14 protein-coding genes, 2 tRNA genes and 2 rRNA genes are annotated in these 17,182 nt (G+C 38.6%); 4 read left to right on the top strand and 14 right to left on the bottom strand.

Annotation, left to right across the window (positions count from 1 at the left end):
• Positions 1-5: 5 nt before the first annotated feature.
• The 7 genes from BUB93_RS10070 to BUB93_RS10040 form a co-directional block, all read right to left on the bottom strand.
• Positions 6-818, bottom strand: a complete 813-nt coding sequence (locus tag BUB93_RS10070; RefSeq protein ID WP_073271665.1) for a glycosyltransferase family 2 protein — start codon at positions 816-818, stop codon at positions 6-8.
• Positions 819-843: 25 nt separating this feature from the next.
• The gene (locus tag BUB93_RS10065; RefSeq protein ID WP_073271663.1) at positions 844-1,848 is read right to left on the bottom strand and encodes a GNAT family N-acetyltransferase; all 1,005 of its coding nucleotides are present in this window, start codon (positions 1,846-1,848) and stop codon (positions 844-846) included.
• Between the two features lies 1 nt (position 1,849).
• A complete protein-coding gene (locus tag BUB93_RS10060) occupies positions 1,850-2,788 on the bottom strand; it encodes a hypothetical protein (RefSeq protein ID WP_073271660.1) in 939 nt (312 codons plus the stop codon).
• 24 nt (positions 2,789-2,812) lie between these two features.
• On the bottom strand, positions 2,813-3,985 hold the full coding sequence (locus BUB93_RS10055; protein WP_073271657.1) for a glycosyltransferase: 1,173 nt from the start codon (positions 3,983-3,985) through the stop codon (positions 2,813-2,815).
• A 2-nt stretch (positions 3,986-3,987) separates the two neighbouring features.
• Complete coding sequence (locus tag BUB93_RS10050) at positions 3,988-4,758, bottom strand: glycosyltransferase family 2 protein (protein WP_073271654.1); 771 nt, start codon at positions 4,756-4,758, stop codon at positions 3,988-3,990.
• Positions 4,759-4,787: 29 nt separating this feature from the next.
• Positions 4,788-6,632 (bottom strand): sugar transferase, encoded by a 1,845-nt coding sequence (locus BUB93_RS10045; RefSeq protein WP_073271650.1) that lies wholly within the window; start codon positions 6,630-6,632, stop codon positions 4,788-4,790.
• 181 nt (positions 6,633-6,813) lie between these two features.
• Positions 6,814-7,344, bottom strand: coding sequence for a VanZ family protein (locus BUB93_RS10040; RefSeq protein ID WP_073271647.1), 531 nt, complete (start codon positions 7,342-7,344; stop codon positions 6,814-6,816).
• 254 nt (positions 7,345-7,598) lie between these two features.
• On the opposite strand from BUB93_RS10040, the gene BUB93_RS10035 reads away from it, so the two are divergent.
• From BUB93_RS10035 to BUB93_RS10020, 4 genes are all read left to right on the top strand, one after another.
• The gene (locus BUB93_RS10035) at positions 7,599-8,657 is read left to right on the top strand and encodes an HD-GYP domain-containing protein (RefSeq protein ID WP_073271644.1); all 1,059 of its coding nucleotides are present in this window, start codon (positions 7,599-7,601) and stop codon (positions 8,655-8,657) included.
• Positions 8,658-9,107: 450 nt separating this feature from the next.
• Entirely contained in the window at positions 9,108-10,478 is a 1,371-nt protein-coding gene (locus BUB93_RS10030; protein WP_159432078.1) for a bifunctional diguanylate cyclase/phosphohydrolase, read from the top strand.
• Positions 10,471-11,274 carry an ion transporter gene (locus BUB93_RS10025; RefSeq protein ID WP_073271638.1) on the top strand — a complete coding sequence of 268 codons (804 nt, stop codon included), beginning with the start codon at positions 10,471-10,473 and terminating at the stop codon, positions 11,272-11,274. Before BUB93_RS10030 ends, BUB93_RS10025 begins: the two co-directional genes overlap by 8 nt.
• Before the next feature lie 32 nt (positions 11,275-11,306).
• On the top strand, positions 11,307-11,681 hold the full coding sequence (locus BUB93_RS10020; RefSeq protein WP_073271635.1) for a hypothetical protein: 375 nt from the start codon (positions 11,307-11,309) through the stop codon (positions 11,679-11,681).
• A gap of 51 nt (positions 11,682-11,732) precedes the next feature.
• On the opposite strand, the gene BUB93_RS10015 is transcribed toward BUB93_RS10020, so the two are convergent.
• The 7 genes from BUB93_RS10015 to BUB93_RS09985 all read right to left on the bottom strand — a co-directional run.
• A tRNA-Ser gene (locus BUB93_RS10015) sits at positions 11,733-11,823 on the bottom strand.
• A gap of 33 nt (positions 11,824-11,856) precedes the next feature.
• Positions 11,857-11,945, bottom strand: a tRNA-Ser gene (locus BUB93_RS10010).
• A 116-nt stretch (positions 11,946-12,061) separates the two neighbouring features.
• Positions 12,062-13,333: a serine--tRNA ligase gene (gene serS, locus BUB93_RS10005; protein WP_073271633.1), complete on the bottom strand. Its 1,272-nt coding sequence runs from the start codon at positions 13,331-13,333 to the stop codon at positions 12,062-12,064.
• Positions 13,334-13,372: 39 nt separating this feature from the next.
• On the bottom strand, positions 13,373-16,150 hold the full coding sequence (locus BUB93_RS10000; RefSeq protein ID WP_242945500.1) for a UPF0182 family membrane protein: 2,778 nt from the start codon (positions 16,148-16,150) through the stop codon (positions 13,373-13,375).
• A complete protein-coding gene (locus BUB93_RS09995) occupies positions 16,140-16,655 on the bottom strand; it encodes a transcription repressor NadR (RefSeq protein WP_073271630.1) in 516 nt (171 codons plus the stop codon). The genes BUB93_RS10000 and BUB93_RS09995 overlap by 11 nt, the downstream gene beginning before the upstream one ends.
• 239 nt (positions 16,656-16,894) lie before the next feature.
• A 5S ribosomal RNA gene (gene rrf / locus BUB93_RS09990) occupies positions 16,895-17,011 on the bottom strand.
• A 76-nt stretch (positions 17,012-17,087) separates the two neighbouring features.
• Positions 17,088-17,182, bottom strand: a 23S ribosomal RNA gene (locus BUB93_RS09985); the annotation flags it as partial.

Below are 17,182 nucleotides of genomic sequence, written 5' to 3'. Positions count from 1 at the left end.
GTCATCTAGATTTTGTTATCTTCGGCCCACTCCTTGTAGCTAATTCCCTTTTCGAATGCATCGATGCCTGCATATTGAAGCTTTAATATTTTGTTTCTGCCAAGATCAGTCCTCTTGGAAAAGTTCAGTACAAAATACCATACTAAAAGATGCTTTAACACAGGGAATGTTGCATTAAGCCAAGCTCCGTTGTCGAAAAAAAACTTCTCGTCGTAGCCTTTAAACCAGGTGGATTCGTCCTGTTTAACAAATGCTATGGTAAAGGGATGTGCATACACCTTTAATCCCCTTTTAAGGGCGTCCCTCATGAAAAGGTTATCCTCTCCGGCACAATATCTGCACCCTCCACCAAAGAGCTGGGTAAAATTCAGATTGTATTTTAAAAGGCTCTCTTTTTTTATCACAAAGCAAAATGTTCCATATCTCATTGAGTTCCAGATTCTCACTCTCTTTACAGTGTCTATATCAGGCATGCCTCTGTCGGAATTTGTGGTGCAATGAAACACCATCATGTCAGCATCGGTAACGCTTTCAAATGCCTCTATTACTCCCTTTGCGTAACCATCGGAATAAATCACGTCATCATCTGCAAACATCAATATATCTCCTGTAGAGTGCAATATGGCCATATTTCTGTTGTTTCCTACGCCTCTATAAGGAGTTGTTATCATTTTCACCCTATTGCCACCAATGATAGCTTCCTCGTAGCTGTGTCTATCCGCTTGATTGGCAAAGACCACATCCGACTGGATATTCATTTCTTCATATTTATCCAATCCCTTTTGATGCATCGTGACACACAGCACTTCAACTTTCATTCTAATCTCTCCTTCAATCAGAATTCTAACATCTTCTCATAACGCCTCTTAACTTAAGCAGCTTCCAGTATGCAGCTTGAGCCATGTTTCTGCCGGCTAAAAGAACTGGGTGCTTAGATGCCATGACCCTAACGTAGCTTACCTCTATAGGGTTCCACTTATACTTATATTCTGCTGCACCGGCATAATCAAACATCTCATAGCCCATATCTCTAAACTCTCTTAGGCAGTGCCATATCATATATTCATTGGGCCTGTAGTTTAAGTGCTCTCGTCTGCTTTCAGTGCACCAGCAAAACATCTTCTTGCCCATCCCTACAAAAACTATGGATGAGATGATGGTTCCTCCAGGCTCTTTAACCACGTAGCAGTGAAGCATGCCCGTATCTTTCAGGTTATTGAATAAGTTATTTATTTTGTCCAAGGAAAAGGTGGGTACCAAGTTTTGTTTTGCAAATACCTCGCAAAGCTGGTCGTGGATCTCGCGAGCCAGCTCATCATTTGGCTCCGCCTTTTCAATCATCGCTCCCCGTCGTTCAAACTGTCTTATAAGCTGCCTGCACTTGCCCGTTATGTTTTCAAAAAACTCCTCATCAGTCCTGTATATTGGTATCTCTACCGTTGTGAAAACTTCCATGTCATATTTTAAGCCTTCGATGTCTTCCGGAAGCAGATGCCTGTCCATTATTTCGATATGCTTGCAAGGTGAATTTTTAAATATAAAGTCGATAGTTGGAGTAAGAAGCTCTTTGACCAGGCCGTAATCATACAGGTCATAGCCCATGTATCCTGTAGCCCAACCTTTAAAAGGGCTGCCTAATATGTTTACGCCAAACCTTTTTATCTTGACTCCGGTAAAATATCCTATCAGATTCTCTCCTTTGCTTATCCTGAGTATCAGAGGCTCCCCTGCATTATCCTCCACCAGATACTTTAACCATGGAATCGTTGTAAAAGGACTTTTCCTTTCAAATCCGTAGTATTCCTCCACATTGACATCATTCATATCAACGATCTCAAAAGTATACATGTTACACCCCCCAAAATACTTTTCTAATTATCCTTTCCGCCATCCATCTTGCATCAAGGGCGAGTGCGCTTAAAGAGTTTAGGTATACATCATCTTCTCTTTTATCTTTAAGAAAGTCCAACAACTCTCCCGCCGGAACGAACCAGCCATTTTTTTTAGACAGATAATTTATCCTTTCCTTAAATAGCTCGTTTAGTTTCCCCTCGCCGTTTACAAACCCGTATGCAAAGTGGACGTATACTATAGCACATCCTCCTCCTTTCTCTAATTTATCTATATTTTTCTTTGACAACAGCTTAAGAGCCGTAGCGCAATCAATTCCATCAGATGAACTGAACCAATAGTTTGAATACTTTTCCTTGCTTTTTTCTTTGTAAGGCATGTACCTATCGTAAGACAATGTGTCAAGCCCGGTAAATACCCGATTTCTTATATACATTACGTTTTCCTTTGCAATGTCCCCCCAGAAAAACGGGCTATCCTCCATTTCCCCCTGAGTCATAGCACTCTCCATTTTAAAAAGCTTTTTGCCGCCCCTGTATAAAAGGCCTACGGGATAGGTAAATCTCTTGTCGTTCCAGTAGATATTGTTCTTATTAAAAGCATGGTTCATATGGACTTTTGGATAGTAGCCCACCAGCTCTTTAATCATATTAAAGGAACTCAAGATATCGTCCCTGTTGAAATCCCCTGATCCGGCTCCATGAAAGCCAATCTCAAAGCCTTTATCCGCTATCTCCTTTATGAACATTCTATAGCCATCCTCAACCAATGTATCTGCCTTGAATTCGTCATCAGATGGATGTGTCCAGACAGTTTTTGTAGTGATCATGCCTTTTTCGTATAGGAAATCGTATATTGGCTTTATATTTTCCATAGTTGCCTTGTCCGTATCATCTATTATCGTAAAAGCAAATTTTTTATTATCCGGCCAATCCATCCTCCATCAACCTCTCATTATAAGTCACTCCATCAGCTTGCGAAACTGCTCCAGGGCTAAATTGTTGTCATAGGATTTGTTGCTCAGGTACAATTTCCATCTGTTTAACTTAGACGGATCATCCAAAACCGCTTTTAGTGCCCTGTATATCCCTTCGCTGCTGTTTTCACATACAGTTCCTTCCCTGTCTTCAAGGATCATATCTCGGGCAGAGGTTGTCTCGGTGGTGATTACCGGAACCCCTAGCGACTTAGACTCTCCAAATACCATGGGCGCTGCCTCGTGATATGAAGGCAAAAGAAATAAATCTGCGTTTTTTATATACCGGTAAGGATTTTTTTGATTCCCATGCAATATAACTTCGTTTTCAAGTCCCAGGGAGCTTACCAGCTCTTCCACTTGGATTTTTTTATTTCCATCGCCAAGCACGTGCCAACAAAACCTGTACCCTTCATATTTGATCTCTTTTAATACTTTGACTGTTCTGATTATTCCTTTTCCATCGTCAATTCTCGCCGCCGTCACTATATTTAGAATATCCCCTGGATAATTTACCGGGTCTTTTTTTGCCATCTTTTCGTATTCAGTATAATTGTGGCAGTTGTATACGCAATATGTCCTGTCTTCCATATCCGATACAGCTTTTACGAAGCTTTTTTTACACCCTTCCGATACAGCGGCTACCTTGTCAAAATTTCTGTAGGACTTTCTATTATGTCTCGTGTTCCCACCGTATTCTGAAAAATCGCAGTGCAAAAACGCCACTTTCTTCTTTGACTCGACCCTTCGGGTTACAAAATCATTGCACCCTCCATAAAGGAGCTTTCCGGTGTCATTGTGTAAAAATGATATTGCCACGTCGAAATCCTTTAATTTCTTCTGTGTTGACACCATTAAGAAAATCGGCAAATGGCAGTTAATTAATTTTGTATAAAAAGCAAGGGCACCCCTTAAAAGATAAAGTGCCATCCCTTTGGTTTTCGCCTGCTTTTGTGATATCCCTAGGAGATTTAAAATGGGATTTGCCTCTAATACTTCCACATCATTCGGTATCAGCTTGCTGTAATCTCCTGTCGCGCTGAATACGAATAGAGTTATATCGTATTCCTCATGGATCAAATCCAACAGATTAGCCAAGGATCTTTGTACTCCTCCCGTATCGAAGTTGTTATTTACAATAAGCAGTTTTTTTGTCATGCCTATCTCAGGTCCTTTCTGATGCTTCTGTATTTTATTGCGCTGAACAAGGCATAGTTGAAAAAATAAAACGAAGAAGCCAAAAGCCCCATTTCCATATGATCCCTGTAAATCAGCCACCTCTGTTTAGCGGCGTTTGCTTTGTCACCTGACTTGCTACCCTTCATTATCCTTATCTTCGCAAGCTTCCCTGTATATCCGTAGGATATCTTGCATTCTTTTAGCATGTTTATCCATTCTACAAGGTCTTCATGGTAATAATCCTTGTTGAAGGGATATCTCTCAAAAAGCTCCCTCTCCGCAAGTACCGTTGAGCAGCTGATTACATTTCTTTTTAATAGACCGCTAAGGTCGATATACGGCGGCACCTGAAAAACCCCTCCTATATCATTTCCGTTTCTGTCGATAAATCCGTAGGAACAGTAAGAGAGACTGCATCCTTTGTCATTTATGTGGTCCAACTGTTTTTTGAGTTTGTCTTTGAGCCAGATATCATCACTGTCGAGTAAAGCGATGTACCTGCCTCTCGATAAGGATACCCCTTTATTTCTGGTTTCGGCTACCCCTAAATTCACTTCATTTTTAAAGACCTTTATTCTATTATCTTTTCTTTCAAGCTCCTTCAATAGATTGTAACTGCCATCCGTAGAACAATCATCTATCAAAAGAATCTCAAAATTCGAGAAGCTTTGCTCTAAAACCGATTCTACCGTTTGTGTTATGTAGTCTTCCCTGTTGTAAACGGGAATAACTACCGAGCATTGTGGCAACATGTCTGTCCCTCCTAATTCCAAATGCAATTTCAATCTAATGCGTCGATAAAGCTTTTAAATAATTCCAACTCTTTTTCATTGCAATGTGCTTCCAAAATAGATTTGATCCTGCTTATCTCATTTAAAGTCAGCCCATCCTTTGAAAACTCGTCTATCTGAATGATATCCTCAGGTGGTATCTTGGTGATCAATATGTATACTCCCTGAAGTCTTTTTGTTAGATGAATATCCATGTTTGAAGCCGATTCAAAACTCAATGTTAAGAACCCTCTATCCTCCACCACTGCTGCCGGTACTTGGTAGTCTTCAATTATATAAAACCCATCTCTCGTTTGAGTGACATATTGATTTTCATATGCAATCGCCTCTGCAGCAGCAACCACCAGTGATGTATATCTAAATAAAATGCTCATAGCTACCACCGCGGCACAGCTTACAAACATAAACATCGCCTTTTTCATATTGAAGGTTTTATTAAAGCTTTTTTTATCTATATAGTCTACCATTTCTTCAATATCCACCACGTTGTCACTACCCGGCTCTTCTGCCTTTACCCCTGCTGACTGTTCCTTTGTGAATACGACTTTTATGGTTTTGAGCAAAATATTAAAATCAAACCCCGGAGAATATCTTTTAATGTATACCAGGTCGAATTTGAGCTTGTTTTCAACCGATGTAGCATAGTTTGACATTACCTGCGCCAACCCGGTAATACCTGGTTTTACTTCGTATCTATGCACATACTCAGGAAACTCCTTGATGAACGCTTCTACAAATACCGGTCTTTCAGGTCTTGGCCCTACTATGCTCATGCTTCCTTCCAACACGTTGAAAAACTGAGGTATCTCGTCGATTCGCGTCGCCCTTATTATTCTTCCTACTCGAGTAATTCGAGGGTCGTTTTCTGCTGCAAGAACTGCTCCCGTATGCTTCTCTGCATCTACTACCATGCTCCTGAGCTTCATCATTTCAAATTGCTTTTGCTTTAATCCGCTTCTTACCTGGGTGAAAAACACCGGCCCTCCATCCTCTAGCTTTATAAAAAATGCTGCTATAAACAATATGGGGGTGGTCAGCAATATTCCTACTACCGCCAGAACAATATCTATCATTCGCTTGACTATTGCCTGAGCTTCGCTTAGTCTAAACCCCTCGATGGTAAACAAGGGAACATCCCCAATTTGGGTCATTTCTGAATCCCTCATTGCTATCTCATGTATCTCAGGTACTATCAACAATCTTTTATTCTTGATTTCGCAGTAAGCTATTATCTCCCGCTTGAATTCATTCGCCACGGGAGTCATCAGATAAATATTGTCCGCCTTGTCTATGCAGGTCTTGACGCATTCATGATTTTCCGGAACAAACGTCAACCTGTTTATGCTTTGACCCTTTAAAACTCTAAGAAGATCATCCTTATCCTTAGGGTTTCCTATTATCAAGGATATCTTGCCTTTGAGCGCATTTCTTTTAAGGATTGTCGAAAGCGTCTTAATCCACACCAATGAAACTACCTGTACAGCCGCTGCCACGATGAAATAATAAACAGACATCCTAACAGAACCTGTAAAATAGAGCATTATTATCAGTATATAATTCAAGAGAAGCACAACTCCCGCTGCCTTTCCCATCACTCCCGAAAAAGACATATCCAAAAAATGAAAGTACTTGTAATGTGCCAAAAGCATAATTTCCACTGCTGTTGCCAAAGTAAAAAATATCAAACCGTAGTATGCTCCAAAGGGAAACCAAGTATTGTATGTCAGTCTGCCTGCAATCATAAAAGAAGCTATAGTAAGAATCACAACCAAGACCAATTCCAAAAGCTGCATTAGAAATACAAAATGCATCTTTAAATTGTTATTTGTTTCCATTTAAATCACCGCCCTTTACAACAACCAAAACCGAACCATGTGCTCCTCCCCTTCAGTTGAGATAGGATAAAAAAATAACGCGAGAAAAAAAGTATATCCAGCGTTAAAGTCGATCCACATTTAGTGTAATATGCGTCACAAAACCTAGTATAATTTATGTCGTTTTGTTATTTGCAACACTTCACCTTATCATAGAAAGCTTGCGCCATAACACATACCCTAAATACGCTCCCAATGTATTGACTATCAAATCGTCAATATCTGCCATTCTCCCCATGGGAAAAACAAACTGAAATGTTTCTATGAAAAAAGATAGCATCAAACCGATGGCCGCTACTCTTAGCGGAGATACTTCTCTGTATTTGTAATCCGTTCTCAGAGAAAGAAAGAACCCAAAGGGAACGAAAAGCATCAAATTAATCCCTACATTCCATATGAAAACTTCAATGGATTCCCTTTGAAAAAGCATGTCGTAAATCTCCGATAACGGGACCAGGCTTATCATTCGCTCAGCACCCGATCTGTATCCCAAAGGAACCAAGGTAACCAAAAATATCCCGGCTACGGTTAAAAGCAACAAGGCATCTGCAAATATGATTTTTGTCCTTTCGTCTCCTTTTTTTATTTTCATAAAAGATAATACAACAATTGCCCCAACAGCTATCAAAAAAAATGGTACGAATGCACTAAATTGTTGCCACATATGTCTCATTTTAAACTCTCTTTTCGCTAATACAGTTATTTAAATCAATTTGTCACAATCTATATACCCTGAAACACTCTATTATACACTAGCTTGAAAATTAATTTTACATTTAAGTTTCAACAATGGAAATAAAACCTTGATATACAAAGTGCTGTTGTATTATAATTTAATATATTAAAAAATATTTAACTGTTAGTCTCAATTTATCTTTCCCTATTAAAAGGGAAAGATCGCATTCTTATTAAAAGGAAGTGCTTAGTATGGATATGATTAACCGCCTCGCTATGAAGCTTCATGCTGTGGACAAAAAACATTACTTGTACCTGACATATCTTTTATCAATTATTATTGCAATCTTTGTATATCTGACCGGAGGCACAACAAAAGTATACGCAAACTTTATGTATATCTCAATTGCCATATGTTCTTCAACAAACGGTAAGCGCAAAGGTTTTTTCCACGCATTATTCAGCTCATTGCTCATAGGTCCGTTCATGCCCCTGGACGTTTTACTCAATATAAATCAAGAACCTGCCAATTGGCTTTTACGTTCATTTATCTACATAACCGTGGCAGGAGCTATAGGATACCATTCTGATATTTCAAAAAAACATTTCGAAAAAATCCTGAAGCAAAACAACGATTTGATTGAATCAAATACAGCTACCATCTATGCTCTGGTTAAATTGACTGAATTTAGAGACGATGAAACCGGCGTTCACATCGAGAGGGTCGCAGCTTCATGCAGGTTTTTGGCCTCAAAGCTACGAAATCTCCCTAAATACGATTCCTATATAAATGACTATTATATATACAATATCCATCAATCAAGTCCACTTCATGATATTGGAAAAGTATGTATCCCTGACAACATCCTTTTAAAGCCGGGCAAGCTTACTAAAGACGAGTTTGAACTAATGAAATCCCACACTACACTGGGTGCCAAAGCTCTTTTTGAGTTGCAAGAAAAATTTCCAAATAACATCTTTTTAAATTTAGGAATTCACATAGTTCTGCATCATCATGAAAAATGGGATGGTTCAGGTTATCCTCATGGCTTATCTGGTGAAGATATCCCGTTATCCGCACGCATCATGGCTATTGTAGATGTTTACGATGCCTTAAGATCCGTCAGGACATACAAGGATGCTTATACTCATCAGGAAGCAATAGTTGTGATTTCAGATGGCTCCGGTCAACATTTTGATCCAGATATTGTAAAAACCTTTTTGGATTTCGAGTCTGACTTTGAGGAAATATTCAATAGTCACGAACCTGCTGAGAAAAACTCCTATTCCCTTGGTTTCAACTTACATTAACAACGCATTATTAGATCCCACGACTATCCCTGCCATATTTATAGTATGATTAATGGACATAGCATTTTAAATTGTTTATAATTCATATATCAACACCAAAGCTCACATGTTTTGTAACTTTCACTTTTTCTATAAACTTATGCTTAGGATTATATCAACTGTTTTTTGCCTTTATATGTTAATCTATAAAGTTTGTATCGCTTCCAAAAGAAGTGGTTTTCAAAGCCATAGCCATTTAACATAATAACTAATAAATTATTAGATTTGAGGAATAAAATGATACATCTAAAAAAACCTTATGAAAAGAATACTATTTTAATTGTCATTAGCATTTTTTTATTGATCTATTCAATATCAAATCGACCTGTATATGATATTATTACCGTTTTAAAGGGTTCGGCATTATTAGTCCTAACTCTTTGCTTACCCTTGGTCGATGGTTACAGAGGGATGTTTATATCGATACTTTTCAACTTGGCAGGCGTAGCTGCTTCTTTTTTTAGAATCCTTGAAGATCCTCATATAATGTATTTTGGCCTTATGTTTACACAAATAAGCATCATCATAGCCTCAATCATTGTTGGCATTCTAGTAGAAAATTTAAACCAGAAACGTTTAGACATGGAAACATTGGCTTTTATAGATATGACCACTGGGTTGCACAATAATAAATATATGTTTAAATACTTGCATGAGCTATCTGCGGCATCCGGCAAATCCCCTATAGGAATTTTGGTTTTTGATATTTTCCCGATTGGTGAAATAAATAAAACATACGGTTATCAAGCCGGGGACGCTGTTTTAAAACGCATTGCTGATTCAATAAATAAAATCCTCTCAAAGGAAAGCATCTTTTGCAGAGCATCTGGAAGCAAGTTTGCCATCATGGTTCCTAAAGTTGCTTTTGATGATATCATTCGACTTGAAAAGAAAATACATAAAAAGATAGACGAATTCTACTTTTATGACCATAAAAACAGAATTCAGATAGATCACCTGCAAGTATCATCAGGTGTCGCACATTATCCCCATACGGTGGATTCCTTTAATCTGCTGTATTCTCAAGCAGAAAAAATAGTATCTGGAAATAAACTTTACGAAAATGCGAGCACGAATATTTATAAAAATCTGTTTGACAACATAGGAAATATTACCGGCACCAGTCTCGAAAAAGAGCTGGCAATAAAAATGGTCCTTAGTATTATTGATTCAAAGGATCATTACACCTATGGTCATTCTACAAGGGTGATGAATCTTATGACTGAATTTGGAGAAGCGTTGGGACTTGATATCTTTGAGGTTGATAGACTTAAGATAATATCTCTGCTGCATGATATAGGTAAAATAGACCTACCGGCTGAATTATTAAACAAGACAACCAAACTGACATATGAAGAGTTTGAAATAATCAAAAAACATACTGCACTTGGATATAACATACTTAAGAGCCTACCTGATTTTTGCGAGTACGCTCTGATCATAAGAGCGCATCATGAACATTTTGATGGTAAAGGATACCCTGATGGGTTAACCGGCGATGACATCCCTTATTATTCAAGGATGCTCTCTCTTGCAGATGCATTTGATGCCATGATGTCAAATAGGCCTTATCGAAAAGGTATGGAGCTTTCAGCCGTTATAAAGGAGATTGAAAACAATTTAGGTAAACAGTTCGATCCTGAATTGGCAAATAGATTTATAGATTTAGTTAGAAGCTCCGAGAAATACGCAATTAATGCGAATGTTTATCATCATGCAAATGTAGATCAACACACTGTAAAGAAACATATCTCTGCGTTTCAGGAAGATAACTATGCTTGAAATATTTTATCGATTAATTGATGCAAACGAACTAAAAGCAAGCCGAATATTTAGCACCTTTATTGTTACATTAATAATTTTAAATGTATTAGCCGTTATACTTGAATCCTTTGAGAGCCTATATCAAAATCATGGCAGGTTGTTCCAATGGTTCGAGATGATTTCAGTAATAATATTTTCAATTGAATATTTAATGCGCATGGCAACCGTTAAATGCAAATATCCTGGTCTTAGTTTATCAAGAGGTTTATTAAAATATATATTTTCTTTTATGGCCATGATTGACTTACTTGCAATTCTACCTTTTTATCTGCCATTAATGATTGTGCTGGATTTAAGGTTTTTAAGGATACTGCGTTTAGTGCGTATATTTAGAATCTTCAAACTATCTAGATATACAAAGTCCCTCCAACTTCTTGGCCGCGTACTTAAAAATAAAAAAGAGGATTTAATTGTAACTTTGTTCGTTATGACCATATTGCTTGTTGCAGCATCATCGCTGATGTATTATTTAGAAAACCCAGTCCAACCTGAACAATTCCCAAACATCATCGCTTCATTCTGGTGGGGCATTGCAACCTTGACAACAGTAGGCTACGGTGATGTTTATCCTATTACAGTAGCAGGTAAATTGGTTAGTGGGCTTATTGCAGTATTAGGCATCGGCTTAGTGGCTTTACCTACCGGCATAGTAAGTTCAGGATTTTTGGAAGAAATCCAAAGTAATAATAAATGCTCTGAAAATTATGCAAAGTATAACTTTTGTCCTAATTGTGGTAGGAAATTAAAAGACTAGAAATTACTCTTTAGATTTTATCCATTCTCATTTTGGAATTTAAGCTGATTGAGTTAAACAGCATCCCTGATCCAAGACAAAAGACCCTTGATCAGTTGATTGAAGAATTTAGTTCAAAAGCCGATCTTAGCAACTTATCTAAAAATGGTCAGAAAAAAATCATACAGCAGATCGTTGCGAAGGTCTACGTGTATGATGCAGAAAAAATCAGGCTAATCATAAACCCAAATGGTTTTGATGCTGATTTTTGGGATTCTAATGGCGGAGAAGGAGGGATGCCTCTGAACGCTTCGCATTCATCATGCTTCCTTCGATATTTTAACAAATATCTCGGAGTTCGCAGCTATCAACGTGGATTTACCACCTTGATTTTAGCTGCTCGCCCCCTTGGGGTTCAAATCCCTTGATTCTCTGCACAAAAAAACAAACCCGCTGAACGCAGGTTTTTTTGTTTTGTATGGCGGAGAAGGAGGGATTTGAACCCTCGCACCGGTTACCCGGCCTATACCCTTAGCAGGGGCACCTCTTTAGCCACTTGAGTACTTCTCCATAGCTATAGCTTTTTGTTTAAAAATAAAAAAATGGCCGAGAGGGTGGGATTCGAACCCACGTGGGCTTTCACCCTAACGGTTTTCAAGACCGCCCCGTTATGACCACTTCGGTACCTCTCGGAATGAGACAATTGTTATTATACCAACGTAGCGAACTGTTGTCAACTAGGATTTTAAAAAATCCTTGCTTATTATTGGTCCCGCATAAAATTTCTTTCAAGCGGGACCAGATTTTACTATTTTATAACTTCCATGCCACCCATGAAGCCTGTTAGTGCTTCCGGAATGGTAACGCTCCCGTCTTCATTTTGGTAGTTTTCAAGTATTGCCGCAAAGGTTCTCCCCACAGCCAATCCTGAGCCGTTTAAAGTATGCACAAAACGAGTTTTCCCAGTTTGGGCATCTCTAAACCTTATGTTAGCCCTTCGTGCCTGGTAATCTTCAAAATTTGAGCATGAGCTTATTTCCACATATCTGCCGTAGCTAGGCATCCATACCTCGATATCATAGGTCTTAGCAGATGAAAAGGTCATATCTCCAGTACATAGTTCCACTACCCTGTAAGGAAGTTTTAGCAGCTGTAGAATGCTTTCAGCGTCGGACGTCAGCTTTTCATGTTCTTCATAGGAAGTATCTGGATGGGAAAACTTGACTACCTCTACCTTATCAAACTGATGATTTCTAATAAGCCCTCTCGTGTCTCTGCCTGCTGAACCTGCTTCTTTTCTGAAGCATGGTGAATATGCTGTGTAATAGATTGGAAGCTGGGATTCTTCAAGTATTTCATCCCTGTGAAGATTTGTTACCGGAACTTCTGCTGTAGGAATCAAAAACAGATCTCTGTCTTCGATGACTCTGAACGCGTCATCTTCGAACTTTGGAAGCTGACCTGTACCGGTCATAGAGTCTCGGTTGACCATAAACGGCGTCGACACTTCCGTGTATTCTCCGTCTTCAGTATGCACTGAAAGCATGAAATTTATTATTGCTCTTTCCAGCCTGGCACCAACTCCTGTGAACATGCTGAACCTTGCACCGGTTATTTTTGCAGCTCTTTCAAAGTCTAAAAGCTTAAGCTCCGTGCCGATATCCCAATGAGGTTTTGCCTCAAACTTAAATTCCCTAGGAGTTCCCCATTTTTTTATCTCTTCATTTTCACTGTCATCCTTGCCGATTTTAACATCCGGGTTTGGCAGGTTTGGAAGCTCCAATAGAGTTCTTTTTATCATTTCTTCCAAGCCTTTAAGTTTCTCGTCCATCAATTTTATCTCTTCTGAAAGATGCTTCATTTCAGTTAAGATCTCTGTTACGTTCTTTTTTTCCTTTTTATACTGAGGTATCAGCTTTGAAACCCGGTTTTGTTCCGCTTTTTTCTCCTCTACCTCTGTTATTATCTTTCTTCTCTTGTCGTCAAGCTTCAAGAGCTCTGTGATATCATAATCACCTTTTCTTTTTAGAAGTTCGTTTACTTCTTCCTTATGGTCCCTGATTCTTTTTATATCTAACATAGAGTTCTCCCTTCAATAGTAATTTTAGTTATGTCACTATCACTCCTGAGGCTGTCTGATTGATTCCTGTATGATATTAAGCTGATTTAGCACGTCTTCCAGTTGATTGATGAGTGCTCCGTACTCAGCCCAATTGCCTTCCTTTTGAGCCTGCTGAGCCCTTTCAAACAAGTTATTCGCCTCTATTATGAGGCTGTTCAGATCTCCCGGTATGATGGTGCCCGGAATTTCATCCTCATCGTCATTCTCATCTGCGGACTCCCCGAAAATCTGAGTTAGTCCTTCTTGAAGGCTATCAGCCATTATGATCCTATTATTGTAAGAAACGATTATCTTTTTGACCTCCGGAAGACTTCGTTCACTTTCTCTAGCTCTGATATAAACAGGTTCAACATACAGGATGGCCTCTTCCACCGGAATTGCCATCATATTCCCCCGAATAACCTGTGACCCCTGTTGCCCCAGGAGGGTAAGTTGGGGTGAAATTATCGTGTCTTGGTCAATTCTTTGTTCAATTTGCATAGGCCCGTAGACAAGGCTTTGTTTTGGGAAGGTATAAACCATTATTTCTCCATAGCTATCGCCGTCGTTCATAGCGGCCATCCAAGCAACCATATTGTCCTTTTGTCTTGCTGTAAATGGAACCATGAGTGTAAATTCTTCTTCCCTTTCAGGAAGCTTCATTATTAAATATGTGCTCTCAATGTTTTCTACTTCCTTCTCAGATCCGTATATCTGTCTTGGAAGTTCCCACTGGTCTTCTTTGTTGTAGAAAACTCTAGTGTTTTGCATATGATACGTCCTATAGATATCTGCCTGAATATCAAACATATCCTGTGAGTACCTTACATGACTTCGAAGATCCTGTGGCATCTCATCTATCGGCCTGAATATACCCGGGTAGATATTCTTATAAACATTAGCAATAGGATCGTTATCTTCAACCTGATAGAAAACCACATCTCCGTTATATGCATCGACCACGACTTTAACCGAATTCCTGATATAATTGAAGGTGTTATTACTATCAAATGGCTGCGCGTAGGGATATCTATTGCTGACAGTAAAGGCATCCATAATCCAATATAGCCTGCCTTCAGACACTACTATGTACGGATCTTCATCGTAGCTTAAAAATGGAGCTATCTCACTTATTCTTTCAACTATGTTTCTTCTTATCAACATTTTGCTTTGTGATGTAATTTCTGATGACAGGAGTATTTTTAAATCCCTTTCCTGTACTGCAAATGCCAACCGATTGATAAAACTCAAATTTATCCCCGCTGTTCCCTCATAGAAGTTCTCTTTATTGTCGCTTCCTTCAGGGTAATCAAATTCCGCTGTTTTAGCATTGGTTATCGCATAAGTATTGGTGCTTTCTCCAAAATATATCCTGGGTTCTTCAACTTGAATTTCCGGGGCGCTCGACTGGGGTGGTATGTCCTTGACGGCCAGGTCCGGCTGTCCTACCTCGTTAACCCTATTCACAGGTGAAATGGCCACACCAAATCCATGAGTATATTTTAGGTGCTGATTTATCCAGGTCTTTGCATTTTCTTCTAGTTTGTCGTTGTTCATCTCTCTGGCAGATATAAAGACCTGCGTATATTCGTCATTTATGATATATCTGTCAATATCCACATCGTTAAATTCATAGTATATCCTGAATCCCTGAATTGAATTGTACATGTCAAGGGTAGGCCTATAGTCGTTTATAGGTATATTTTTAATAGTTAATTCATTTTCTTCGATATCTTCTATAGTAATTTCCTGCTTCGCTGAAAATTCCTGAACTTTGACATTATCTATATCATAAGCTTTCCTCGTGTATTCAATATGCCTTTTTAAGTATGGCTCTTCTCTTCCGAACTGGTTTGGAACTACGATATAATTTTCTACAACAAGCCCAACGATACCTCCTAAAAAAGATACTGCAAATATCAACACAGGTGCGATTAGAAGGGGTTTTAGCTTTCTTTTAAACCCTGATGCAAATGAGACTACTGCTCCGATTATGGACATGTACATCAGGATTTGGTACAATCTCAATCTGACCACTGAATCGGTGTACCCTGCTCCAAAGGAAATTGCTGACGGAGAAAACAATAGCCCTATGGAGTTTAAGTAGTATCCAAATGCAGCCAATAGAAAAAACAACCCAACGAACACGCCTATTTGTTTTGTCATAATCATACCCAACTGAATGAAAAAATCCTTGATATCAGGCTTGTTCACTTCTCCAACGTCAATCTGAGACGTGCTTTTCGACAGATAATAACCAGCTGTAAAAATTATAGTTGATATGAAGACTAAAAACAAAACACTGGATAAAACCGCGTGAAGACTTTCCATAAATGGAAGCTTGAATACATAAAAAGAAACATCTTTTCCAAATATGGGATCATCCACATTAAAGGGCTCAGAATTTATGAACTCAAGAAGCTTATACCATAATGCATTTGTAGCTAGTGACGTTATTACAAAAGCTAGAGCCCCTGAAACCCCCAGTGGAATAAAGTCTAGTCTCTTTTTAGTTATTGGGATAATTTTGCCTTTTGAGGCAACTTTTTTTAGAAACTCAAAATAAAAATAAAGTATGACTATTAATATCGCAAACATAGGTACTGAAAGCTGTGCTTTTGTGACAATTTCCTTGAAAAACACCTGTGTATAACCTGTTTCAGTAAACCACAGATAGTCAATATAAAACCTTGATGAGAGCGCAAAAAGAGCTCCTATGATGCCTAATGCTATTATTACGATTGATAATACCTTATTGCTTTTGTTGATACTTATCATTCCCTTCTCAGTCTTCAAGCAAGAATCCTTTTTCCTTTAATGCCAGTTTAATAAGCTCGTAAATTTTATTGCTTGGAACTTCTATGGTATGGAGGTGAACTCCATTTGTAACCACAGACAAAGGCTCTGCCTTTGATTTTGCAAACTCTTCTACAAATGTGTCTATGTCCTCTTTTGTAGAGAGCATCAAATTAGCCTTGATTTCACCGTAAACTGGATGTTCAACGGTTATATCAAGGACTTTACCACCATAATCTACTATTATATAGAGTTCTTCTCCCATCATTTCTGAACTATGTTTGACAGCAATTGTCTTGTGTATTGCATTTTTTAAATATTTAGGATACATGTATCCCTTTGATGTGGCTATTATCTGGCTTCCTTCAGCTCTTATAAGTGCTATATCCTGTACTATTATTTGCCGGCTTACGCCAAGTTTTTCTGCAAGATCCGCTCCTGAAATCGGAGTTTCACTTTCTTTTAATAGTTTTAATATATTATCTTTTCTCATTACGCTATTCATCCAAGCCACCTTTTGCCTTTATTCATGAGAAGGTCTTTTCTTAACCTTTTCCATAGCACACACAACTTCCTATCACACTATTATAACATGTTTCACTGGCTAGTTGGAAATAAGAAAATTAAAAAATCTTCTTTGGTAACATAAGCTCATACAGCTTCTCAGTTTTAGTCAAAGACAAAAGGGATAGATCTATTACCTATTAACAGGTTTAAGATCTATCCCTTTTCTTTTAAAGAATTATCCCGCAGCGACATACTCTCCCAGGACGTCTCCATCCAAGTACCATCTGCGCAGGAGGACTTAACTACTGTGTTCGGTATGGGAACAGGTGTAGCCCCTCCGCCATTGCCGCGGAATAATTAAATCTCAAATGAGATTTGAAAACTGCATAAACTACATAAGCAAAGTATTGTTTCAATCATTCTAAACCTATTGGTCAAGTCCTCGGTCTATTAGTACCAGTCAGCTGAATGCATTTCTGCACTTACACCTCTGGCCTATCAACCCGGTCGTCTACCGGGGACCTT

The sequence above is a fragment of the Alkalibacter saccharofermentans DSM 14828 genome (assembly GCF_900128885.1).
GTDB lineage: Bacteria > Bacillota > Clostridia > Eubacteriales > Alkalibacteraceae > Alkalibacter > Alkalibacter saccharofermentans.
Note: the sequence above shows the minus strand (reverse complement) of the source record. Positions and strands in the feature narration are given on the sequence as shown.